The following is a 22,464-nucleotide window of genomic DNA, read 5'->3' as shown; positions in this document are numbered from 1 at the left end:
CCGATTATTTCTTCTTGGTTTCTTTAAGCTTAACCACTTCGTCCGCATAACGGACACCCTTGCCCTTGTACGGCTCAGGCGAGCGGTAAGCGCGCACTTCTGCGGCGACCTGGCCGACCTTTTGACGATCGATACCCTTGATCAGGATCTCGGTCGGGGTCGGGGTGGCGGCAGTGATACCTTCCGGCATCGCGTGCAGAACCGGGTGCGAGAAGCCCAGCGACAGGTTCAGGGCGTTGCCCTGCACAGCTGCCTTGTAGCCCACGCCGACCAGGGTCAGGCGCTTTTCGAAACCCTTGGTGACGCCGGTCACCATGTTGTTCACCAGGGCGCGCAGCGTGCCCGACATCGCGTTCGATTCGCGGGAATCGTCGATGACGTCGAACGACAGCGTGCCGTTGTTGTTGTTGACTTTGACCAGGCCGTTCAGCGGCTGGGTCAGGGTGCCCAGCGGGCCCTTGACGGTGATGGACGACGCGTTGATTGCGACATCGGCACCGGCCGGGACGGCGATTGGCATCTTAGCTACTCGAGACATCGTCTACTCCTTAAGCCACGTAGCAAAGCACTTCGCCACCGACACCGGTTGCACGTGCTTTACGGTCGGTCATCACACCTTGCGGGGTCGAGACGATTGCCACGCCCAGGCCATTCATGACCTGAGGGATATCGTCCTTGCCCTTGTAGATGCGCAGGCCAGGACGGGACACGCGCTCGATGCGCTCGATAACCGGACGGCCAACGTAATATTTCAAACCGATTTGCAGTTCAGCCTTGCCACCTTCGGTGGTCACGGCGAAATCTTCGATGTAACCCTCGTCCTTCAGGACGTTGGCGATCGCAACTTTGACTTTCGAGGACGGCATCGACACATTGGTCTTCTGCACGACTTGGGCGTTGCGAATGCGGGTCAGCATATCGGCGATAGGATCGCTCATACTCATTGCTTAGTCTCCTATTACCAGCTAGCTTTGGTCATACCCGGGATTTCGCCTTTCATGGCGAATTCGCGGAGTTTGGTACGGGCCAGACCGAATTTACGGAAGGTGCCACGCGGACGGCCGGTCATTGCGCAACGGTTGCGCTGGCGGGTCGGGGCCGAGTTACGCGGCAGGGCCTGCAGTTTCAGGCGCGCTTCGTAACGCTCTTCGTCGGTCTTCGACTGGTCGTCGATGATTGCTTTCAGAGCGGCACGCTTTGCGGCGAATTTCTCCACCAGGTCTGCACGCTTCTGTTCGCGGTTAATCAGTGCAAGTTTTGCCATGCTTAGTTCCTGAACGGGAATTTGAAGGCGGCGAGCAGCGCTTTGGCTTCTTCGTCGGTCTTGGCGGTGGTGGTGATCGAGATGTTCATGCCACGCAGCGCATCGATCTTGTCGTAATCGATTTCCGGGAAGATGATCTGCTCTTTGACGCCGATGTTGTAGTTGCCACGACCGTCGAACGATTTACCGCTCACGCCTCGGAAGTCACGCACGCGCGGCAGCGCGACGGTGATGAAGCGGTCCAGGAATTCGTACATGCGGGCGCCGCGCAGGGTCACCATCGTGCCGATCGGGTAGCCTTCGCGGATCTTGAAACCTGCGATTGCCTTGCGAGCCTTGGTCACGACCGGCTTCTGGCCGGCGATCTTGGTCAGGTCGCCAGTGGCGTGCTCGATGATCTTCTTGTCGGCGACTGCTTCCGACAGACCCATGTTCAGGGTGATCTTGGTCAGGCGCGGCACTTCCATCACCGACTTGTAACCGAATTTCTCGGTCAGCTCGGAGACGACTTTTTCTTTATAAACTTGTTGGAGACGGGCCATTTTCTCTTACCCTTTCACTACTTCGCCATTCGACTTGAAGACGCGGACTTTTTTGCCATCCACTTCCTTGAAGCCAACGCGATCAGCCTTGCCGCTCGCTGCGTTGAACAGCGCGACGTTCGAGACGTGAATCGGCATGGCCTTGTCGACGATGCCACCAGTGACGCCGGTCATCGGGTTCGGCTTGACGGCCTTCTTGGCCACGTTCACGCCATCGACGATGACGTGCTCGGCGTCGACGCGACGCGAAACCACGCCACGCTTGCCCTTGTCTTTGCCGGCCAGGACGACCACTTCGTCGTTTTTACGAATCTTATCCATTACGACTCCCTTACAGAACTTCAGGTGCCAGGGACACGATCTTCATGAACTTTTCGGTACGCAGTTCGCGCGTCACCGGTCCGAAGATACGGGTGCCGATCGGCTCCAGCTTGGCGTTCAGCAGAACGGCGGCGTTGCCGTCGAACTTCACCAGGGAGCCGTCCTGACGGCGCACGCCCTTGGCGGTACGCACGACCACGGCGTTGTAGATTTCGCCTTTCTTGACGCGGCCGCGCGGAGCTGCTTGCTTCACGGTGACCTTGATCACGTCGCCAATGCTGGCATAACGGCGCTTGGAGCCGCCCAATACCTTGATGCACAGAACTTCTTTTGCACCGGTATTGTCGGCCACTTCGAGCCGGCTTTCGGTTTGAATCATGATATTTTCTTTCCCAACTTAAGCCGTAGAAAACCCCACGGAAATCCGTGGGCCTGCGGTCAGTCTTGGTCCCGTCGCAACGCCCTGCTGGGCATCACGCTTGGGTGATTGGACTTTCCAATGTGCTTCATTGCAGGCCGCAGCGATCGCGGGGATGAACTGCGGCGACACATGAACGAAGCCCGCTAGTATCCCAGATACCAGCGGGCCACGCAAGACAAATTTTGGAGGTGCCTTAAAACCGACGGCTTTACAACACCTTCGCTTCTGCGCTTTTACAGGACCTGTGCGACCTGTACAACTTTGGTCAGGGTCCAGGCTTTCGTCTTCGAGATCGGGCGACCTTCCGAGATCTCGACCGTGTCACCGATCTTGGCCTGGTTGGTCTCGTCGTGCGCGTGGTACTTGTTCGAGCGCACGATGATCTTGCCGTACAGCGGGTGCTTGACGTGACGCTCGATCAGCACGGTCACCGTCTTGTCCATTTTGTCGGACACGACCTTGCCGACCAGCGTACGCTTCAGCGCCGTTTTAGTGGTGTCGTTCATTTGGCTTCCTTCTGGTTCATCACGGTCTTGACACGAGCGATATCGCGGCGCACTTTCTTGAGCTGGGCGGTATTCGTCAGCTGTTGCGTCGCGAGCTGCATGCGCAGGCCGAATTGCGCCTTCAGCAGCTCGTTCAGCTCTTGCTGCAGACCAGCCTGGTCCTTGCCGCGGAGTTCCGTTGCTTTCATTCTTAACTCCTGTTATTGGCCGACTTGGCGCACCACGAAGGTGGTTGCCAGCGGCAGTTTGGCGGCAGCCAGGCGGAATGCTTCGCGCGCCAGTTCTTCTGCGACGCCGTCCATCTCGTACAGGACCTTGCCCGGCTGGATTTCAGCGACGTAGTACTCCGGGTTACCTTTACCGTTACCCATACGGACTTCGGCCGGCTTGTTCGAGATCGGCTTGTCCGGGAAGATACGGATCCAGATACGGCCGCCACGCTTGATGTGACGGGTCATGGCGCGACGTGCTGCTTCGATCTGACGCGCGGTGATACGGCCGCGGGCAACTGCCTTCAGACCGAATTCGCCGAACGACACAGCGGTGCCGCGGGTGTGCGAAATGCCGGTGTTGCGGCCTTTCTGCTCTTTACGATATTTCCTGCGCGATGGCTGCAGCATGCTTATTCTCCTGCTTTGCCAGCTGCAGCCGGTGCCGCACGGCGACCTGCTGGAGCGGCACCTGGTTTGGCGCCCGGACGGCCGCGGCCAGCCGGCTTACCGTCGTCGCGGCGCGGGCCGCGTGGCTTCTTCTCATCCGGCGGGGTGTCGATCACCGGAGCTTCGCCCGTTGCCGAACGATCGCCCTTGTAGACCCAGACCTTGACGCCGATGATGCCGTAGGTGGTCGATGCTTCGCTGGTGCCGTAGTCGATATCGGCGCGCAGGGTGTGCAGGGGCACACGGCCTTCGCGGTACCATTCGGTACGTGCGATCTCGATGCCGTTCAGGCGGCCCGACGACATGATCTTGATGCCGACAGCGCCCAGACGCATTGCGTTCTGCATCGCGCGCTTCATGGCGCGGCGGAACATGATGCGCTTTTCGAGCTGCTGGGCGATCGAGTCGGCGATCAGCTGCGAGTCGATTTCCGGCTTGCGGATTTCTTCGATATTGACGTGCACCGGCACGCCCATGATCTTGGTCAGCGACGACTTCAGAACTTCGATGTCTTCGCCTTTCTTGCCGATGACCACGCCTGGACGCGACGAGTAGATCGTGAAGCGGGCGTTCTTGGCCGGACGCTCGATGACGATACGGCCGACGGAAGCGTTCTTCAGCTTCTTCTTCAGGAAAGCACGGGCTTCCAGGTCTTCCTTCAGCATTTCAGCGAAGTTGCCGTTGCCAGCATACCAGCGCGAGGCCCAGTTACGGGTCACCGACAGGCGGAAGCCGGTCGGGTGGATTTTCTGTCCCATCGTGTGACTCCTTAGTTGCCGACAGTCACGTAGATGTGACAGGATTGTTTCGAGATGCGATCACCGCGGCCTTTGGCGCGAGCCGTAAAGCGCTTCAGGATCGGGCCCTTTTCGACGTAGATCTGAACGACTTTCAGCTCGTCGATATCGGCGCCATCGTTGTGCTCGGCGTTCGCGATTGCGGACTCCAGAACCTTCTTGATGATGGTCGCGCCCTTTTTCGGGCTGAACTGCAGGATGTTCAGCGCGGCGTCGACTTTCTTGCCACGGATCAGATCGGCGACCAGGCGGCCTTTCTGTTCCGACAGGCGCACGCCTTTGAGGATAGCTTTAGTTTCCATTATTTCTTCGCCTTCTTGTCAGCGGCATGGCCCTTGAACGTGCGGGTCAGGGCGAATTCGCCCAGCTTGTGACCGACCATGTTCTCGGAGACGTACACAGGTACGTGCACCTTGCCGTTGTGGACAGCGATCGTCAGACCGATGAAGTCCGGAGTGATCGTCGAGCGGCGCGACCAGGTCTTGACAGGCTTCTTGTCCTTGGTCGACTGCGCGGTCTCGACTTTTTTCATCAGGTGGGCGTCGATGAACGGCCCTTTTTTCAATGAACGAGTCATGTCTTATCCCTTATTTCTTGCCGCGACGCGAAACGATCATCGAAGACGTACGCTTGTTCGAACGGGTCTTCTTGCCTTTGGTCTGCTGGCCCCATGGCGACACCGGATGACGACCGGCTGCCGTTTTGCCTTCACCACCACCGTGCGGGTGGTCGACCGGGTTCATCACCACACCGCGGACGGTCGGGCGGACACCGCGCCAACGCATCGCGCCGGCTTTACCGATCTTGCGCAGGCTGTGTTCGGCATTGCCGACTTCGCCGACGGTGGCGCGGCACTCGATGTGCACGCGGCGCACTTCACCCGAACGCAGGCGAACCTGGGCGTAGGTGCCTTCGCGGGCCATCAGCACGACGCCGGCGCCAGCGGTACGGGCCATCTGAGCACCCTTACCCGGCAGCATTTCGACGCAGTTCATCACGGTACCGACCGGGATGTTGCGGATCGGCAGGCAGTTACCGGCCTTGATCGGTGCTTCGGCGCCGTTCATGACGCTGTCGCCGACGGCCATGCCTTTGGTGGCGATGATGTACGCACGGTGACCGTCCGCGTAGCACAGCAGTGCGATGTGCGCGGTACGGTTCGGATCGTATTCGATACGCTCGACCTTGGCCGGAATACCGTCCTTGGCGTTGCGCTTGAAGTCGATCATGCGATAGTGCTGCTTGTGACCACCGCCGATGTGGCGGGTGGTGATGTGACCGTTGTTGTTACGGCCAGCAGTCTTCGATTTCTTCTCAACCAGGGCTGCGAACGGACGACCTTTGAACAGGTCGTTGTTCACAACCTTCACCATGCCGCGGCGGCCTGGGGAGGTTGGCTTCATCTTAACGAGTGCCATTATTTAGCCTCCTCGACAAAATTGATTTCCTGGCCCGGCTTCAGGGCCACGAAAGCGCGCTTGGTGTGGTTGCGGCGACCGTTGAAACGGCCCGAACGCTTCTGCTTGCCTTCACGGTTCGCGGTCTGGACCGAGTCCACTTCGACCTTGAACAGCAGTTCGACGGCAGCCTTGATTTCCGGCTTGGTCGCGTCCGGCAGGACCTTGAACACGATCTGTTCGTTCTTTTCCGCGACGAAGGTCGCCTTTTCGGAAATGACCGGAGCCAGCAGCACCTTCATCAGGCGCTCTTCGCTGAATTTGATTGCGGCGCTCATGCGTACATCTCCTCGATCTTGGCCAGAGCAGCTTTGGTGACCAGGACTTTCTTGTAGAACACCAGCGACATCGGGTCGGCGTGCTTCGGCTCGACAACCAGCACGTTCGGCAGGTTGCGCGATGCCAGCAGCAGGTTTTCGTCGATCGTGTCAGCGATGATCAGAACCGATTCCAGGCCCATGCCCTGCAGCTTTTGCGACAGCAGCTTGGTCTTCGGGGCTTCGACGGTCAGGTTCTCGACGACGCTCAGACGGTCTTCGCGAGCCAGCTGGGACAGGATCGAGCAGATACCTGCGCGATACATCTTCTTGTTGACCTTGTGCGAGAAGTTCTCGTCAGGCGAGTTCGGGAAGATGCGACCACCACCACGCCACAGCGGCGACGACGACATACCGGCACGAGCGCGGCCCGTACCTTTTTGACGCCACGGCTTCTTGGTCGTGTGGCTGACTTCTTCGCGATCCTTCTGCTTGCGGTTGCCGCTGCGCGCGTTGGCGGCGTATGCAACCACGATCTGGTGGATCAGGGCTTCGTTGTAATCGCGACCGAACACTTCGTCGTTCACGTTGACAGCGGTACCAGCGGCTTGGCCTTGCTCATTCAGGAGCTTCAGTTCCATCGCTTACGCTCCTTTCTTTGCTTTGACTTTGACGGCCGGCTTGACGATCACCTGGCCGTTCTTGGCGCCAGGAACGGCACCTTTCACCAGCAGCAGTTGACGGTCGGCGTCGATACGGGCGATTTCCAGGTTCTGGGTCGTGACGGTGACGTCGCCCATGTGACCGGTCATGCGCTTACCAGGGAACACGCGACCCGGGTCCTGCGCCATACCGATGGAGCCAGGAACGTTGTGCGAACGCGAGTTACCGTGCGTCTGACGACCCGAAGCAAAGTTGTGACGCTTGATGGTACCGGCGTAGCCCTTACCGATCGAGGTGCCTTGCACGTCGATTTTCTGGCCCACTTCGAACATCGAGACATTGACTGCGTCGCCAGTCTTGAAACCAGCGGCTTGAGCGGCTTCGACGCGGAATTCCTTCAGCATCGTGCCAGCTTCGACGCCAGCTTTGGCGTAGTGACCGGCAGCGGCCTTGTTCACGCGCGAGGCGCGACGTTGACCGAAGACGACCTGAACCGAGGCGTAGCCATCAGTTTCAGGAGTTTTGATTTGCGCAACACGGTTGTTCGACACGTCCAGCACGGTGACGGGAATCGAATCGCCGTCGTCCGTGAAGATGCGCATCATGCCAACCTTGCGACCGAGAAGGCCCAGGCTCATTTTTTCTCCATTCCCACCTACGATTGGGCGGGGGTAGTTGAACTAGTAGAACGTCGAAGTGACTTCGATCGCTCCTCTGCATACGCGTGGGACAAAAAAAGACAGTCCCACACCGAAGCCGGCTAGTATAGCGCGCGCTACGGGTAGGCGCAACAAGAGAATGCATGGATGATGCGGCCTGTTGCGTTTCACGCAGGGTTCTTGGAGAAGAAAGAAATCTGACCTTGGCTGGTCAGCACAGAAAAGGCAGCGATGTGCCTTTTCTCTACAGGCGCCCTGCACTACATGGGACCTGCGATCTGGAAGTCTGGTGGGCGGTGCAGGATTCGAACCTGCGACCCCTTGGATGTCGACCAAGTATTCTAACCAGCTGAACTAACCGCCCGGGGAGCCGCATTATACGAGCATCCATTCTTAAAGCGCAATACCCATCTGTAAAAACTTATGCGCCGCGCTTGAGCGCCTGCGCCCTGCTGCGCACTGGAGTGGCTGGGGGCGCAGGCGCGCAAGGGTCCGATTCGCGCACGCCGTTACAATGTATCGCGACGGCGCCGCATCGACCATGGGACGGCGCATGCATCGAAAAGGAGTACGGATGAATTTTGTGGTCTTCAACAACACGACGGCAGCCTGGCTGACGGCGATCGGCATCGCGCTCGGCGTGACGCTGGCGCTGTACCTCACCAAGAAGCTGGTCATCCACCACCTGCGCCGCCTGGCCGCGCGCACCGAAACCAAGCTGGACGACATCGCCGTCGACGCGCTCGAAGCCACGCGCATGTTGCCGATCGCGGTCATCGGCGCCTTCGTCGGCAGCAAGGTGCTCGAGCTGCCGCCGGCGGTGCAGTTGTTTGCCACAAGGGCGGCGATCGTCGCCGGCCTGATCCAGGCGGCCCTGTGGGGCAACAGCGCATTGCGCGCCTGGCTGGCGGATTACTACCAGAACCGCGCCAACGACCCTGGCCGCGCGACGTCCGCAGCGGCGGTCGGCTTCATCGCACGCATGGTGTTGTGGGTCGTGGTGCTGTTGATGATCCTCGATAACCTGGGCGTGAACATCACCACGCTGGTGGCCTCGCTCGGTATCGGCGGCATCGCCGTGGCACTGGCCGTGCAGAACATCCTCGGCGACCTGTTCGCCTCGCTGTCGATCGTGCTCGACAAGCCCTTCGTGCTGGGCGACTTCATCATCGTCGACAAGTACCTCGGCTCGGTCGAGTACGTCGGCCTGAAGACGACGCGCCTGCGCAGCCTGGGCGGCGAGCAGCTGGTGTTCTCGAACGCCGACCTGCTCAAGAGCCGCCTGCAGAACATGACGCGCATGACGCGCCGGCGTGTGGTGTTCTCGGTGGCCGTCACCTACGACACGCCCACAGCCAAGCTGCGCGCGATCCCGCCGATGCTGACCGACCTGGTCAAGGCGCAGGACACGGCCACCTTCGACCGCGCCCACTTCAGCAGCGTCGGGCCGTCGTCGATGAATTTCGAAGTGGTGTACTGGGTCGAGTCTGCGGACTACAACAAGTTCATGGACATCCAGCAGGAGATCTACCTGAACATGATCGATCGCCTGGCCGAGATGGACGTGGAACTGGCCTTCCCGACCCAGACGCTGCAGGTGCGCAGCCACGGCGCGAACGCGGCGCAGGACGGCGCGGCCCAGGACGGCGCCGCGCTGGCGCCGCGGATCCTCCAGGCGCAGCCGGCGCCGCAGCAGCGCTTGTAGACCTGATGCCCGGCGCGATCCTCAGTGCGCGCCCAGGCGCACGGCCGGGGCGGGCCGGCTGAGCAGCGCCAGGCCGACCGCGCCCAGACACAGGTAGACGACGGAAATCAGCTCGGCCTGGGTGAACGTCAAGCCGTGGAAGTGGAACTGGACATTGACGCGGATCTGCTCGATCAGGAAGCGCTCGGCGCCCGCCAGCACCAGGTACAGGGAAAACAACCAGCCCGCCTGGAACCGGTGCCTGCGCAGCGCCCACAGCAGGGCGAAGCAGGCCAGGGCCATCAGCGATTCGTAGATCGGCGCCGGGTAGACGCCCGGCGCGGCGATGAGCACGCCGGCGATGTTGTGGTCGTAATTCTGCGCCCAGAGCCAACCCGGCAGCCAGGCCGGTTTTGCCGCCATGTTCGCGGCGATGCCCCAGTCGCCGTCGCCGGAGACCTGGCAGCCCAGGCGGCCGATCGCATAGCCGAGCATCAGCGCCGGCGCGATCGCGTCCATGAACGGGCGCACCGGAATGCGCCAACGCCGCAGGAGCAGCACGCCGGCGCCGGCGCCGAAGATCAATCCACCGTAGATGCTCAGACCGGAGCGGCTGAAAATCATCGACCAGGGCTCGAGCCGGAATTCGTCCAGGTGCTCGAGGATGTGAAACACGCGCGAGCCGATCACGCCGGCGACCAGCACGACGATGGCGAAATCGCTGACGAGCGTGTGCGGCGCGGCCTCGGCCGGCACAGCAGTACCGTTCTGGCCCTTGACCATGCGCCTGGCGGGGCCGATGCCGCCGCTTCGATACAGCCGGCTTAGCTCGCGGCGCAGGCAGGCGGCAGCCGCCAGCGCGCCGAAGGCGACGAACAGCCCGAACATGGCGAAGGGCAGCGGCAGGCGCCAGCCGGTGAGCCAGTAGACGAGATCGCTCAGATAGGGAAATGCCATGGTTATCCTTGTTCAGCCGATAGCCGACGATAGCCGCAAAAGCTTGAGGATTTCTTAACGTGCTCTTAAAGCTTTGTGCGGCGCAGCGCGCTCAGTGCAGCGGCGGCAGCGGCGTTGCCGACGCCCGCACCACCAGCCGGCTCTCGAGCGCCGTGCTGCGCAGCGGCCCTTGCCCGCCCTTGATGCGCCAGATCAGTTGCTCGATCGCGAGGCGCGCCATCTCGCGCTTGGGCGGCGCCACGGTGGTCAGCGGCGGGCTGGCGTAGTCGGCGCCATCGATGTCGTCGTAGCCGACCACCGACAGCTGGTGGGGCACGCGCACGCCGGCGCCGGAGGCCGCGCACAGGCCACCCAGGGCCATCAGGTCGCTGGTGACGAACACCGCGGTGGGCGGGTGCGGCTGGGCCAGCAGGCGAGTAAACGCCGCGTATCCGCCGGCGCTGGTAAAGGCATCCTGGATCAGGCGCGCGGGCGGCGCCTCGAGCCCGGCCTGCGCCATCGCGCGCATGAAGCCGCCGACGCGCTCGCGCGTGCGCGGGAGCGCGGCCGGACCGGACACGCAGGCGATGGCGCGGTGGCCGAGCTCGATCAGGTGGCGCGTCGCCTGGTAGGCGCCCTCCTCCTCGCCAGCCAGGATCAGGTCGGCGAGGAGGCCGGGCAGCGCGCGCTCGATCTGGACGATCGGCACGGCCGGGTTATGCACCAGCAGATCCTGCTCGTCGTCGGCGCCGCTGGCGACCAGCACCAGGCCGTCGATGCGCTTTTCCATCAGCAGGCGCAGGTAGGTCGTCTGCTTGTGGTCGCCACCGTGGGCGTTGCACAGGATGATGCTGTAGCCGGTCTGGAAGGCGGCTTCTTCGATCCAGCGGATCAGCTCGGCGAAATACGGGTTCGAACTGTTCGGCACCAGCACGCCGATGGTCTTGGTCTTGTCGTTCTTGAGGCTGCGCGCGACGGCGCTCGGGATGTAGCGCATCTCGTCGATGATGCCGAGCACGCGCTGGCGCACGTCGTCGCTGACGACGCGCGTATTGTTGATCACGTGCGACACGGTCGAGATCGACACGCCGGCACGTTCCGCCACCTGCTTCATGGTCGCCATCGCGAACCTCCTGGCGCGAGAATATCACCGATGAGTTTCAGCTTTTTACAACGTGCAGATGCGCCGCGCGCGCTCATGCGGGACGGACAGGATCCACCTTGCCGAGCGCATCGATCAGCGCATGCGGCCGGTCCAGGTACAGGAAGATGGCGCGCACGCCGGTCCGCTCGCGGCCCAGGTGGGTCGGGCGCACGGGACTGTCTTCATCCAAGATCAGGACGGTGTTCGGCTTATCAAGAGGCGAGGCGAGCAGTACGTGGCGGCGCTCGATGCCATGCTGGCGGCGCCAGGCGGCGACCGGCCCTGCGATCGTCCCGCAGGCCTGGATGCGCCGCAGCGGGATCGATCCGTGCGTGCGCGCGCCGATGCGCAGTTCCAGACTGTCCGACGTGAGCACGTGGCAGCCGTGCGCGACGTGCCAGCGGTCGCCCAGCACCCAAGCCAGGGTCGAGATTGCGCCGGCCAGCATCAACGCGTGGATCAGCATGAACTCGTGCGCATCATGGATGAACAGCGGCAGAACCAGCGCGTCGATCGGCAGCTCGACGAAAGTCGCGAGCAGCACGATGGCGAAAGCGCTGCGGTAGGCGCCCTGCTCCAGATAGGTCAAGGCCTGTCCCTCCGGGAGCGCGGGCTGCGGGCGGCAGCCCAGCCAGTCGAAAAAGCCGCGGCGCTGCGCCCCGCCCAGGCGCAGCAGCCCGACCAGCTCGGGCGGCAGCCAGGCCAGCAGAACAGCCGGCGGGGTTGCGCGCCAGCCGGGCAGCGCGAGCGCAGCACGCGTGCGCGCGAGGGCATCCGGCAGGTGGGACAGGTCTTTGGCGGCGATGAGCGACAGCGGCACGGCCAGCACGAGCGGGCGCAGCAGTTCCTTGACGGCGGCCGGCATGACCAGCTTGAGCAGGACGACGCAGAGCAGCGCGATCCAGGCGCGCTCGAACACTTCGCGCCAGGACAGGCGGCGCAGGCGCTGGGCGAACACTGCGGGCGATGCGATCGGCATGACTGTCTCCGGTGCGGTTGAACCACCACCGATGATAACAGTATTGACGCGCAGTATTAACGAAAAGATAAGCGGCGAACGCGAGGCGGCGGCCCGAAATGAAAACGGGGCCGGCCCGCAAAGCGGCGCCAGCCCCGTTCGATCCCCGGCGGAACGGATCCGCCGGCGATGAAAACTCGATTACTGCAGCTTGATTTCGACGTCGACGCCAGCCGGCAGGTCCAGCTTCATCAGCGCGTCAACAGTCTTGTCGGTCGGGTCCACGATGTCCATCAGACGCTGGTGCGTACGGATTTCGAACTGGTCGCGCGAAGTCTTGTTCACGTGCGGGGAACGCAGGATGTCGAAGCGCTGGATGCGGGTCGGCAGCGGGACCGGGCCCTTGACGACGGCGCCGGTACGCTTGGCGGTGTCGACGATTTCCAGTGCGGACTGGTCGATCAGCTTGTAGTCGAACGCTTTCAGGCGGATACGGATCTTCTGATTGGACATGCTCATTTCCTTTAAAAGAACGAACCGGCAAACGGGCCGGCAATAAGTGACACTGATACGGGTACTGCGGAGGGGACGGCAGTATAACACCGAAACAGCCCTCGATGCGCCTGCTGCTGTCACAAAAAAGGGACAGAACCGAAGTTCTGCCCCTCTTTTGTTAGCGGAACAGGCTGGCTGTTCCGCTGAGATCGTCGCTATCAGGCGATGATTTTTGCCACGACGCCGGCGCCGACGGTACGGCCGCCTTCGCGGATTGCGAAGCGCAGACCTTCTTCCATCGCGATCGGAGCGATCAGCTTGACGGTGATCGACACGTTGTCGCCCGGCATGACCATCTCTTTATCGGCCGGCAGAACGATCGAACCGGTCACGTCCGTGGTACGGAAGTAGAACTGCGGACGATAGTTGTTGAAGAACGGGGTGTGACGGCCGCCCTCGTCCTTCGACAGCACGTACACTTCGCCGGTGAAGTCGGTGTGCGGCTTGATCGAGCCCGGCTTGGCCAGAACCTGGCCACGCTGGACGTCTTCACGCTTGGTGCCGCGCAGCAGCAGGCCGACGTTGTCGCCAGCTTGACCCTGGTCCAGCAGCTTGCGGAACATCTCGACGCCGGTGACGATGGTCTTGACGGTGTCGACGATACCAACGATTTCGATCTCTTCGCCGACCTTGATGATGCCGCGCTCGACACGACCGGTCACCACGGTACCGCGGCCCGAGATCGAGAACACGTCTTCCACCGGCATCAGGAAGGCGCCGTCAACGGCACGTTCCGGGGTCGGGATGTAGCTGTCCAGTGCGTCGGCCAGCTTCATGATCGCGTCTTCGCCCAGCTCGCCTGCCTGGCCTTCCAGCGCCATACGTGCCGAACCCTTGATGATCGGCAGGTCGTCGCCCGGGAACTCGTACTTCGACAGGAGCTCGCGCACTTCCATTTCGACCAGTTCCAGCAGTTCTGCGTCGTCGACCAGATCGCACTTGTTCAGGAACACGATGATGTACGGAACGCCAACCTGACGCGCCAGCAGGATGTGCTCGCGGGTCTGCGGCATCGGGCCGTCAGCGGCCGAGCACACCAGGATCGCGCCGTCCATCTGGGCAGCGCCGGTGATCATGTTCTTGATGTAGTCGGCGTGGCCTGGGCAGTCAACGTGCGCGTAGTGACGGTTTGCGGTCTCGTACTCGACGTGCGCCGTGTTGATGGTGATGCCGCGTGCTTTTTCTTCCGGAGCCGCGTCGATCTGGTCGTAGGCCTTGGCTTCACCGCCGAATTTCTTCGACAGGACGGTTGCGATTGCAGCCGTCAGGGTGGTTTTGCCGTGGTCAACGTGACCGATGGTGCCGACGTTGACGTGCGGCTTGGTCCGTTCGAATTTTTCCTTAGCCATTTTGATCTTCCTTTAAAAGAACAATTTATAGTGTTTTTTATTGGGAGCAGAGCCAATGCCCTGCTCCCGGATTACGTATTACTTGGACTTCGCGGTCACGATCGCGTCGATGACGTGCTTCGGAGCTTCAGCATAGTGCTTGAATTCCATCGTGTAGGTCGCACGGCCCTGGGTTGCCGAACGCAGCACGGTCGAGTAACCAAACATTTCCGACAGCGGGACTTCGGCCTTGATGATCTTGCCGCCGCCACCCGGGATTTCGTCCATGCCCTGCACCATACCGCGGCGGGACGACAGGTCGCCCATCACGGTACCGGCGTAGTCTTCCGGCGTTTCCACTTCGACGGCCATCATCGGCTCGAGGATGACCGGGCTGGCGCGACGGCAACCTTCCTTGAATGCCATCGAACCGGCCATGCGGAACGCGTTTTCGTTCGAGTCCACGTCGTGGTACGAACCGAAGACCACGGTGACCTTGACGTCGACGACCGGGTAACCGGCCAGCACGCCCGAGGTCAGGGTTTCGCGAACACCCTTCTCGACCGCCGGGATGTATTCGCGAGGAATCACACCACCCTTGATCGCGTCGATGAACTCGAAGCCTTTGCCCGGCTCTTGCGGTTCGACGTTCAGGACGGCGTGGCCGTACTGGCCGCGGCCGCCCGACTGCTTGACGAACTTGCCTTCGACGTCGGTGACGGCCTTGCGGATGGTCTCGCGGTAAGCCACCTGCGGCTTGCCGACGGTCGCTTCCACGCCGAATTCACGCTTCATACGGTCGACGATGATCTCCAGGTGCAGCTCGCCCATACCACCGATGATGGTCTGGCCCGACTCTTCGTCGGTACGCACGCGGAACGACGGGTCTTCCTGAGCCAGACGGTTCAGGGCCAGGCCCATCTTTTCCTGGTCGGCCTTGGTCTTCGGCTCGACGGCCTGCTGGATCACCGGCTCCGGGAACACCATCTTTTCCAAGGTGATGATCGCCGACGGGTCGCACAGGGTTTCGCCCGTGGTCGCGTCTTTCAGGCCGACCGCGGCGGCGATGTCGCCTGCACGGACTTCCTTGATCTCTTCACGCTGGTTGGCGTGCATCTGCAGAATACGGCCGAGACGTTCCTTCTTGCCCTTGACCGGGTTGTAGACGGTATCGCCCGAATTGATGACGCCCGAATACACGCGGAAGAAGATCAGCTGGCCGACGAACGGGTCGGTCATGATCTTGAATGCCAGCGCGGCGAACTTTTCGTCGTCCGCTGCTTTGCGGGTGATCGGCTGGTCGTCTTCGTCAGTACCTGCGACCGGCGGAATGTCGACCGGCGACGGCAGATATTCGATGACGCCGTCGAGCATGGCCTGCACGCCCTTGTTCTTGAACGCGGTGCCGCACATCATCGGGACGATTTCCGACGCGATGGTACGTGCGCGCAGCGCGCCCTTGATCTCGGCTTCGGTCAGTTCGCCTTCTTCGAGATACTTGTTCATCAGCTCTTCCGACGCTTCAGCAGCGGTCTCGACCAGCTTCTCGCGCCATTCGTTGGCTTGATCAACGAGCTCGGCCGGGATGTCGCGGTAGTCGAACTTCATGCCCTGCGATGCGTCGTCCCAGTAGATGGCTTTCATCTTGACCAGGTCGACCACGCCGAGGAAGTTCTCTTCGGCGCCGATCGGGATCTGCAGCGGAATCGGGTTGGCCTTCAGGCGCGCGCGCATCTGGTCATAGACCTTGAAGAAGTTCGCACCGGTACGGTCCATCTTGTTGACAAAGGCCAGACGCGGGACTTTGTACTTGTTAGCCTGACGCCACACGGTTTCCGACTGCGGCTGCACGCCACCGACTGCGCAGTAGACCATGCAGGCGCCGTCCAGCACGCGCATCGAACGCTCCACCTCGATGGTGAAGTCGACGTGGCCCGGGGTATCGATGATGTTGATGTGGTGCGGCTCGAAGTTGTTGGCCATACCACTCCAGAAGCAGGTCGTCGCTGCCGAGGTAATGGTAATGCCGCGTTCCTGCTCCTGCTCCATCCAGTCCATCGTCGCTGCGCCATCGTGCACTTCGCCGATCTTGTGGTTCACGCCGGTGTAGAACAGGACGCGCTCGGTGGTGGTGGTCTTGCCGGCATCAATGTGAGCGGAAATACCGATATTGCGGTAGCGCTCAATGGGGGTCTTGCGTGCCATAATTTTTCCTAAATCTTTGAATGGACAAAACCGAGCAGCATTCTGGTTATCAAAATGAGCTCGGCCTGAACAACGGATACTGCGGAGGACCTATATGACCGCCGAGAAGCATTTCTCAAGCGGTCGGCCCTTTTATTAGAAGCGGAAGTGCGAGAACGCCTTGTTCGCTTCAGCCATACGGTGGACTTCGTCACGACGCTTCATCGCGCCGCCGCGGCCTTCTGCTGCTTCCATCAGCTCGCCACCCAGACGTTGCGGCATGGACTTTTCGCTACGCTTGTTTGCGGCTTCGCGCAACCAACGCATAGACAGCGCCATGCGGCGAACCGGACGAACTTCCACTGGCACCTGGTAGTTGGCGCCGCCGACGCGGCGGGATTTCACCTCGACCATCGGCTTGCAGTTGTTGATCGCGGCTACGAACACTTCCAGCGGGTCCTTGCCCGACTTGGACGAGATGTGCTCGAACGCACCGTAGATGATTTGCTCTGCGACCGACTTCTTGCCGGACAGCATCAGAACGTTGACGAACTTGGCGACATCGGTGTTGCCGAATTTCGGATCCGGCAGAATCTCGCGCTTGGGTACTTCACGACGACGTGGCATTTCAATTCCTTCCTGTCTTCAGTTGAGTGCTTGCGCACTCGCGAAAAGCCATCATGACTTTTCACTTACTCGGCCTTCCGGCCGCCTCAACTTAACTATTCAATGTGACCTCGGTATGACGAGATCGCGCATTTATTACTTCTTGGCGCCGGCCTTGGCACGCTTCGCACCGTACTTCGAGCGAGCTTGCTTACGGTCTTTCACGCCCTGGGTATCCAGCGCGCCGCGAACCATGTGGTAACGCACACCCGGCAAGTCCTTGACACGGCCGCCGCGGATCAGCACGACCGAGTGTTCCTGTAGGTTGTGGCCTTCACCGCCGATGTACGAAATGACTTCGAAACCGTTGGTCAGGCGAACTTTGGCGACCTTACGCAGTGCCGAGTTCGGCTTCTTCGGGGTCGTCGTGTAGACACGGGTGCAAACACCGCGCTTTTGCGGGCAGTTTTCCAGTGCCGGCGACTTGCTCTTCACAACCGCGGCTTCACGCGGCTTGCGAATCAGTTGATTGATGGTTGGCATCGTTCTTAATCCAACAAAGTTACTACGTTGATGACCCGGGGTAATTACTAGCCCGGGGACTGAAACCGAGTCCCGACACTGCATGGCACAGGCGACGAAAGCCACTCACCAAAGGGAGCGGCTGAGATGCGTATACGATGCGCAGATTAACGAGAACTCGCGAGTATAGACCTGAAGCAGGACGCGGTCAACCAGCTCGCGGACCGGACCGCGCGGGATCGGCGGAAGAATGGGTAAACGACAAGAGAATGTCGCGCTTGCGACACAAGCAGTGTACGCGGCTTTTTTGTTGTTGTGCAGGGTGCAGATTTCTGTGTGGCAAAAAGGCGATAATGCTGTCCCTTTGCCAATTGTTCCCCGTTCCGCTTTCATGCCCTTCCTGCTGCGCCCGCGTTCCCTGTTCGTCGTCCTGACCTACCTGCTGCTGTCCTGCACTCCGTTCGCCGCCGGCCTGTTCGGCCAGCCGCTGGTGCATGCGGGCGCGATCGCCGGCATCGAGCTGATCTGCTGGATCGGCGTATGGGCCTTGTTCAAGCGTCCGGCTTGGTTTCACTGGCTGCTGCTGCCGGCGTTCCTGGCGCTGCCGGTCGAACTCTATTTATATGCGTTCTACGGCCAGGGCATCTCGACCCACCACCTGGGCATCCTGTTCGAGACCAGCCCGGCCGAGGCGATGGAATTCCTGGGCAACAAGGTCTGGCTGCTGATCGGCGTGTTCGCCGGCGTGCTGGCCTGGTTCGGCGCCAGCTGGCGCGCCGCCTGGATCACGCGCGAACTCGACTGGAACGACGTCTCGCGCCCGATCGTGCTGGGCGTACTGGCGCTGGCCGCCCTGGTGTTCGGCTATGGACTGGAATTCGGCGTGGCGCCCCCGAACCTGGCGCTTGCCGCGCGCCCGGCGCGGGCGGTAACGCCGATCCACCTGGTCAAGGCCGGCGCCAACGCTGGCGCCATTGCCTCTGCCGGCGCTCCAGCCGGCGAGGAGACCGCCGCCCCCGCCGCCGGCAGCGCGCCGCCGCGCCGCGCCCTGCCCCCGCTGGCGCACTGGGCCCGGCTGCCGTTCGACCTCGACGCCTTCGCCCACGCCTGGCCGTTCGGCCTGATGGCGCGCGGCGTCGACTTTTACAAGGAACGCGCCTACCTGGCCAACCTCAACCGGCGCAGCGCCGCGTTCCGCTTCCATGCGCACCAGGCCAATCCGGACGCCGCGCCGCAGCTGGTCGTGATGGTGATCGGCGAATCCTCGCGCTACGACCGCTGGAGCATCAACGGCTATGCGCGCGCGACCAACCCGCTGTTATCGAAGGAAGCCAACCTGGTGACGCTGCCGGACGTGATCACGTCGGTGTCGGCGACCCGCCTGTCGGTGCCGGTGATCCTGTCGCGCAAACCGGCCACGCAAAGCCTGAAAGACGGCTTCTCGGAAAAATCGTTCATCACCGCGTTCAAGGAAGCCGGCTACAAGACGTTCTGGCTGTCGAACCAGATCTCGTTCGGCAAATTCGACACGCCGGTCTCGGTGTTCGCCAAGGAGGCCGACGTGGTCGATTTCCTCAACCTGGGCGGCTTCACCGACAACTCGAATTACGACGAGGTGCTGTTCACGCCCCTGCAGCACGCGGTGCGCGACCCGGCGCCAAAAAAGCTGATCGTGCTGCACACCCTCGGCAGCCACTGGAATTACAGCCGCCGCTATCCCAGGCAATTCGATCAATGGCTGCCCTCGCTGTACGGCGTCGACAATCCGGTCTACACCGACCTGCGCATCAAGACCCCGCTCAACAACAGCTACGACAGCTCGATCCTGTACACCGACTGGTTCCTCGACCACGTGATCGGAACCTTGAAGGAGACCGGGCAAGCGGCATCGATGCTGTACGTGGCCGACCACGGCCAGACCTTGTACGACAACAGCTGCCGCCTGGCCTTCCACGGCCATAACACGCAATACGAATTCCACGTGCCGGCCTTCGCCTGGTATTCGGACGCGTACCAGGACCGCTATCCGGACAAGGTCGCCCAACTGCTGCGCCACCGGAAAGCCCGGCTGGCCACGGAAAACATGTTCCATACGCTGCTCGACATGGCCGATCTGCGCTATCCGGACGAGCATCTCGAATGGAGCTTCGTGAACGCGCGCTTCAAGCAGCACAAGCGCTATGTCGACAGTTATGGATGGACCGATTACGACAATGCGGTCATGAAGGGGGATTGCCGCGAGGTGATTGCACGCGGCAAGCCTCTGGCGCGGGAGTGAGCGGCGCATTGGGTAGAATGCGGCAATGCAGGCTGACCGGGAGCAGAAATGAAGATCGCCGTATATAGCACACGCCGCTACGACAAGACCATGCTGACCGAAGCCAACGCGGGCGCAGGCCACGAACTCCGTTTCATGGAAGACCGGCTGACCAGCACCAGCGCCGTGCTGGCCAAGGACTGCGAGGCTGTCTGCGTGTTCGTCAACGACAACGTCGACGCCGAGGTGCTCGGGATATTGGCGATGCAGGGCACGCGGCTGATCGCGACACGCTCGACCGGATACAACCATATCGACGCCCAAGCTGCGCAAGACATGGGCATCGCGGTCGTGCGCGTCACCGACTACTCGCCGCATTCGGTGGCCGAGTTTGCGGTGGGCCTGCTGCTGGCGGTGAATCGCAAGATCGCGCGCGCGAGCAACCGCACGCGCGACGGCAACTTCGACCTCGAAGGCCTGATGGGCTTCGACCTGCACGGCAAGACCGTCGGGGTCATCGGCACCGGCAAGATCGGCCTCATTTTTGCGCGCATCATGGCCGGTTTCGGTTGCTCGCTGGTGGGTTACGACATGTTTCCCTCGCCGGCGTTCGAAGCGCTGGGCGGACGGTATGTCAGCATCGATGAGCTGCTCCGTTGCAGCGACGTCGTGTCGCTGCACTGCCCGCTGACGCCGGAAACCCATCACATCGTGGACGCAGCCTCGCTGGCGCGCATCAAACGCGGCTGCATCCTGGTCAACACCAGCCGCGGCGGCCTGGTCGACACCGAATGCGCGATCGCCGCGCTGAAGACCGGCCAGCTAGGCGGCCTGGCGATCGACGTGTACGAGCAGGAAGCCAGCCTGTTCTTCCAGGACCTGTCCTCGACGATAATCACCGATGACGTAATCCAGCGTCTGGTGGCCTTCCCGAACGTAATCGTGACGGGCCATCAGGCCTTCTTCACGGTCGAGGCGATCGGCCAGATCATGCGCACCACCATCGAAAGCATCACCGACTTCGCGCTTGGACGCACGCTGCGCAACCGGATTCCGGCGCCATGAGGGCATGGCGGACAGGCCGGACCAGCCGGCCCGTGGTCTAGGCGCGGCCGCCCTCGCTCGCCAGTAGAGCGGCGTCCGGCTCCGCGCGCCGCTGTCCCGCCAGCCAGGCCGCCACCCGCTCGGCCTGGCGCTGGACGCCCCCATCGAACCCATGTGCCGCCAGCAGCGCCACCCCATTGGTCCGCCCCAGCACGCCGGCTTCCATATGCAGCGCGCCATCGGCATCGCGCACGATGCGCCACGGGTCCAGCCGATGCGCCAGCAACGGCCCGAGCACCAGGTTGTGCGAAGACACCAGCACCAGCGCATCCTGGGCCAGCGCGTCGACCACGGCCGCCGCCGCGGACACCGCTTCCTCGTGATTGGTCCCGCGGAACACCTCGTCGATCAGACACACGACCGGCCGCGCCGACGCAGCCGCCAGCAGCTCACGTGCGCGCGCCAGTTCGGCGATATACAAGCTCTGGCCGCCCAGCAGCGAATCCTCGTTCTGCATGCTGGCCACGACCGGCAGCGCAGGCAGGACGGCCTGCTGCGCGTAGCAAAAGCCGAAAGCGCGCGCCGCCGCCAGGTTCAGGCCGACCGTGCGCAGGAAGGTGCTCTTGCCGACGCCATTCTGGCCGGACAGGAAAGCGCCCTTGCCCTCCAGGCCGATCGACAGCGCGCCGGCATCCTCGAGCAGCGGATGCACGCCACCAATCAGCCGCAGTGTCCGCTGTCCGCCGCTGTCCGACCAGCACCAGGGCGCGCCCGCGCGCGCGCGCGTGCGCAGGTGGCGCGCAAGGGCGACGTCGGCTTCGAGCTCGGCGCACAGCTGGAAGCACTCGCGCAGGAAGGTGCGCTGGCCGAACACCAGGCCGACGCTGTGAAAATAATGCCGGAGTTCGGCCGCCAGGAACCAGTTCGTGTATTCGGCCATGTCCGGCACCGCCTCCGCCACCGGCGAGCGCGACAGAGCACGGCTCAGGCGTCCGCCGACGGTCGCGCGGCCGGCGAACGCCTCGGTCAATGGCAAGCCGCTGCCATCGAGCAGCGAGCAGGCGCGCAGCAGCATCTGCAAGGCGCGCACCGAGCGCCGCCACGGGCCGATGCGGTCCTGGTAGCGCATGCGCGTCGTGACCAGGAAATACATGGCGACGCCGGCGCCGACCCAGCCCAAGGGCGACACCAGCAGCGCCGCCGCGATCGAGGCCGCCAGCAGCAGCGGCAGCCACAGCAGATGGCTGATCCAGCCAGGGCGCACCGGCTGCTCGTCTTCGAACAGCAGCGTGGCGACCTCGATGTCGGCCGCGCGCAGGCAGGCCAGCTTGCCATGCAGCGCCTCGAGCTGCGCCGGGTCTTCCATCAGCCGGCTCACGCGCGCACGCTGCGCGGCCACTCCGGACACGTTGGACACGTCCGTGCCCGCGCGCAGGCGACGGTACAGCACCTGGCGTCCGAAGATGCTCACGTCAGGGCTCAGCGTGTCCAGGTAGCGCGCGAGCAGCAGGTCGCGCCAAGTGGGGTCGTCGAGTTCGGCCGTGCGATCGGCGCCGCGCACGCGCAACAGCTGGGCCAGGTCGGTGGGCGCGAACGGATAATCCTGGGGCACAGGTTCGGCAGGCTGGAACAGGCGGGCGATGTGCCCGCCGAGCGGACGCCAGGCGCGCAGCAGCTGAAACAGGAGCGGAGTCATGAGG

Annotated in this window: 28 protein-coding genes and 1 tRNA gene; 3 read left to right on the top strand and 26 right to left on the bottom strand. The window is 62.5% G+C overall.

Translation table 11 applies throughout. The annotated features are described in order from the left end of the window. Positions 1-4: 4 nt before the first annotated feature. The 17 genes from rplF to FA90_RS20675 all read right to left on the bottom strand — a co-directional run bounded on the left by rplF (position 5) and on the right by FA90_RS20675 (position 7,910). The gene (gene rplF / locus FA90_RS20755; protein WP_036172212.1) at positions 5-538 is read right to left on the bottom strand and encodes a 50S ribosomal protein L6; all 534 of its coding nucleotides are present in this window, start codon (positions 536-538) and stop codon (positions 5-7) included. Between the two features lie 10 nt (positions 539-548). Beyond that, complete coding sequence (rpsH, locus tag FA90_RS20750; protein WP_036172210.1) at positions 549-944, bottom strand: 30S ribosomal protein S8; 396 nt, start codon at positions 942-944, stop codon at positions 549-551. A 14-nt stretch (positions 945-958) separates the two neighbouring features. Next, positions 959-1,264 (bottom strand): 30S ribosomal protein S14, encoded by a 306-nt coding sequence (gene rpsN, locus FA90_RS20745; protein WP_036172208.1) that lies wholly within the window; start codon positions 1,262-1,264, stop codon positions 959-961. 2 nt (positions 1,265-1,266) lie between these two features. Then, positions 1,267-1,806, bottom strand: coding sequence for a 50S ribosomal protein L5 (gene rplE, locus FA90_RS20740; RefSeq protein ID WP_036172206.1), 540 nt, complete (start codon positions 1,804-1,806; stop codon positions 1,267-1,269). Positions 1,807-1,812: 6 nt separating this feature from the next. Beyond that, positions 1,813-2,127 (bottom strand): 50S ribosomal protein L24, encoded by a 315-nt coding sequence (gene rplX / locus FA90_RS20735; protein WP_036172204.1) that lies wholly within the window; start codon positions 2,125-2,127, stop codon positions 1,813-1,815. A gap of 10 nt (positions 2,128-2,137) precedes the next feature. Beyond that, positions 2,138-2,506 (bottom strand): 50S ribosomal protein L14, encoded by a 369-nt coding sequence (gene rplN / locus FA90_RS20730; RefSeq protein WP_036172202.1) that lies wholly within the window; start codon positions 2,504-2,506, stop codon positions 2,138-2,140. Between the two features lie 275 nt (positions 2,507-2,781). Continuing rightward, positions 2,782-3,054 carry a 30S ribosomal protein S17 gene (rpsQ, locus tag FA90_RS20725; protein ID WP_036172200.1) on the bottom strand — a complete coding sequence of 91 codons (273 nt, stop codon included), beginning with the start codon at positions 3,052-3,054 and terminating at the stop codon, positions 2,782-2,784. Beyond that, entirely contained in the window at positions 3,051-3,242 is a 192-nt protein-coding gene (gene rpmC / locus FA90_RS20720; protein WP_036172198.1) for a 50S ribosomal protein L29, read from the bottom strand. The genes rpsQ and rpmC overlap by 4 nt, the downstream gene beginning before the upstream one ends. 12 nt (positions 3,243-3,254) lie before the next feature. After that, entirely contained in the window at positions 3,255-3,674 is a 420-nt protein-coding gene (rplP, locus tag FA90_RS20715; protein ID WP_005663456.1) for a 50S ribosomal protein L16, read from the bottom strand. Positions 3,675-3,676: 2 nt separating this feature from the next. Continuing rightward, positions 3,677-4,471, bottom strand: coding sequence for a 30S ribosomal protein S3 (gene rpsC / locus FA90_RS20710; RefSeq protein ID WP_036172194.1), 795 nt, complete (start codon positions 4,469-4,471; stop codon positions 3,677-3,679). Between the two features lie 11 nt (positions 4,472-4,482). Then, complete coding sequence (rplV, locus tag FA90_RS20705) at positions 4,483-4,815, bottom strand: 50S ribosomal protein L22 (RefSeq protein ID WP_171085678.1); 333 nt, start codon at positions 4,813-4,815, stop codon at positions 4,483-4,485. Beyond that, positions 4,812-5,087 carry a 30S ribosomal protein S19 gene (gene rpsS, locus FA90_RS20700; protein ID WP_036172192.1) on the bottom strand — a complete coding sequence of 92 codons (276 nt, stop codon included), beginning with the start codon at positions 5,085-5,087 and terminating at the stop codon, positions 4,812-4,814. Before rpsS ends, rplV begins: the two co-directional genes overlap by 4 nt. Positions 5,088-5,097: 10 nt before the next feature. Continuing rightward, positions 5,098-5,928 carry a 50S ribosomal protein L2 gene (rplB, locus tag FA90_RS20695; RefSeq protein WP_036172190.1) on the bottom strand — a complete coding sequence of 277 codons (831 nt, stop codon included), beginning with the start codon at positions 5,926-5,928 and terminating at the stop codon, positions 5,098-5,100. Beyond that, the gene (gene rplW / locus FA90_RS20690) at positions 5,928-6,245 is read right to left on the bottom strand and encodes a 50S ribosomal protein L23 (protein WP_036172187.1); all 318 of its coding nucleotides are present in this window, start codon (positions 6,243-6,245) and stop codon (positions 5,928-5,930) included. The genes rplB and rplW overlap by 1 nt, the downstream gene beginning before the upstream one ends. Then, positions 6,242-6,865 carry a 50S ribosomal protein L4 gene (gene rplD, locus FA90_RS20685; RefSeq protein ID WP_036172185.1) on the bottom strand — a complete coding sequence of 208 codons (624 nt, stop codon included), beginning with the start codon at positions 6,863-6,865 and terminating at the stop codon, positions 6,242-6,244. The genes rplW and rplD overlap by 4 nt, the downstream gene beginning before the upstream one ends. Positions 6,866-6,868: 3 nt before the next feature. Then, entirely contained in the window at positions 6,869-7,525 is a 657-nt protein-coding gene (gene rplC, locus FA90_RS20680; protein WP_036172183.1) for a 50S ribosomal protein L3, read from the bottom strand. 308 nt (positions 7,526-7,833) lie between these two features. After that, a tRNA-Val gene (locus tag FA90_RS20675) sits at positions 7,834-7,910 on the bottom strand. 210 nt (positions 7,911-8,120) lie between these two features. Between FA90_RS20675 and FA90_RS20670 the strand changes: the two genes are divergently transcribed. Continuing rightward, positions 8,121-9,251, top strand: coding sequence for a mechanosensitive ion channel family protein (locus FA90_RS20670; protein WP_081933965.1), 1,131 nt, complete (start codon positions 8,121-8,123; stop codon positions 9,249-9,251). Between the two features lie 21 nt (positions 9,252-9,272). Here FA90_RS20670 and FA90_RS20665 read toward each other — a convergent pair whose 3' ends face one another. The 8 genes from FA90_RS20665 to rpsL form a co-directional block, all read right to left on the bottom strand. Next, complete coding sequence (locus FA90_RS20665) at positions 9,273-10,187, bottom strand: prolipoprotein diacylglyceryl transferase (RefSeq protein WP_036172181.1); 915 nt, start codon at positions 10,185-10,187, stop codon at positions 9,273-9,275. A gap of 91 nt (positions 10,188-10,278) precedes the next feature. Next, positions 10,279-11,289, bottom strand: a complete 1,011-nt coding sequence (locus tag FA90_RS20660; RefSeq protein WP_036172179.1) for a LacI family DNA-binding transcriptional regulator — start codon at positions 11,287-11,289, stop codon at positions 10,279-10,281. 73 nt (positions 11,290-11,362) lie between these two features. After that, positions 11,363-12,289, bottom strand: a complete 927-nt coding sequence (locus FA90_RS20655; protein ID WP_051971964.1) for a hypothetical protein — start codon at positions 12,287-12,289, stop codon at positions 11,363-11,365. A gap of 180 nt (positions 12,290-12,469) precedes the next feature. Continuing rightward, positions 12,470-12,781 carry a 30S ribosomal protein S10 gene (rpsJ, locus tag FA90_RS20650; protein ID WP_197065334.1) on the bottom strand — a complete coding sequence of 104 codons (312 nt, stop codon included), beginning with the start codon at positions 12,779-12,781 and terminating at the stop codon, positions 12,470-12,472. A 200-nt stretch (positions 12,782-12,981) separates the two neighbouring features. Further along, entirely contained in the window at positions 12,982-14,172 is a 1,191-nt protein-coding gene (gene tuf / locus FA90_RS20645; protein ID WP_036172084.1) for an elongation factor Tu, read from the bottom strand. Between the two features lie 78 nt (positions 14,173-14,250). Continuing rightward, on the bottom strand, positions 14,251-16,356 hold the full coding sequence (gene fusA / locus FA90_RS20640; RefSeq protein ID WP_036172177.1) for an elongation factor G: 2,106 nt from the start codon (positions 16,354-16,356) through the stop codon (positions 14,251-14,253). Between the two features lie 135 nt (positions 16,357-16,491). Further along, positions 16,492-16,962, bottom strand: a complete 471-nt coding sequence (gene rpsG, locus FA90_RS20635; RefSeq protein WP_036172176.1) for a 30S ribosomal protein S7 — start codon at positions 16,960-16,962, stop codon at positions 16,492-16,494. A 135-nt stretch (positions 16,963-17,097) separates the two neighbouring features. Beyond that, positions 17,098-17,484, bottom strand: coding sequence for a 30S ribosomal protein S12 (gene rpsL, locus FA90_RS20630; RefSeq protein WP_027867278.1), 387 nt, complete (start codon positions 17,482-17,484; stop codon positions 17,098-17,100). 370 nt (positions 17,485-17,854) lie between these two features. Between rpsL and FA90_RS20625 the strand changes: the two genes are divergently transcribed. Then, positions 17,855-19,741, top strand: a complete 1,887-nt coding sequence (locus FA90_RS20625; protein ID WP_036172175.1) for a phosphoethanolamine transferase — start codon at positions 17,855-17,857, stop codon at positions 19,739-19,741. Positions 19,742-19,789: 48 nt separating this feature from the next. Then, positions 19,790-20,785, top strand: coding sequence for a 2-hydroxyacid dehydrogenase (locus tag FA90_RS20620; protein ID WP_036172174.1), 996 nt, complete (start codon positions 19,790-19,792; stop codon positions 20,783-20,785). A 37-nt stretch (positions 20,786-20,822) separates the two neighbouring features. Here the strand turns inward: FA90_RS20620 and FA90_RS20615 are convergent, their stop codons facing one another. Beyond that, positions 20,823-22,460: a hypothetical protein gene (locus FA90_RS20615; protein ID WP_156116789.1), complete on the bottom strand. Its 1,638-nt coding sequence runs from the start codon at positions 22,458-22,460 to the stop codon at positions 20,823-20,825. Positions 22,461-22,464: the final 4 nt, after the last annotated feature.

Source organism: Massilia sp. 9096 (assembly GCF_000745265.1).
Classification (GTDB): domain Bacteria; phylum Pseudomonadota; class Gammaproteobacteria; order Burkholderiales; family Burkholderiaceae_D; genus Telluria.
This window is presented reverse-complemented; position numbering and strand designations above follow the sequence as displayed.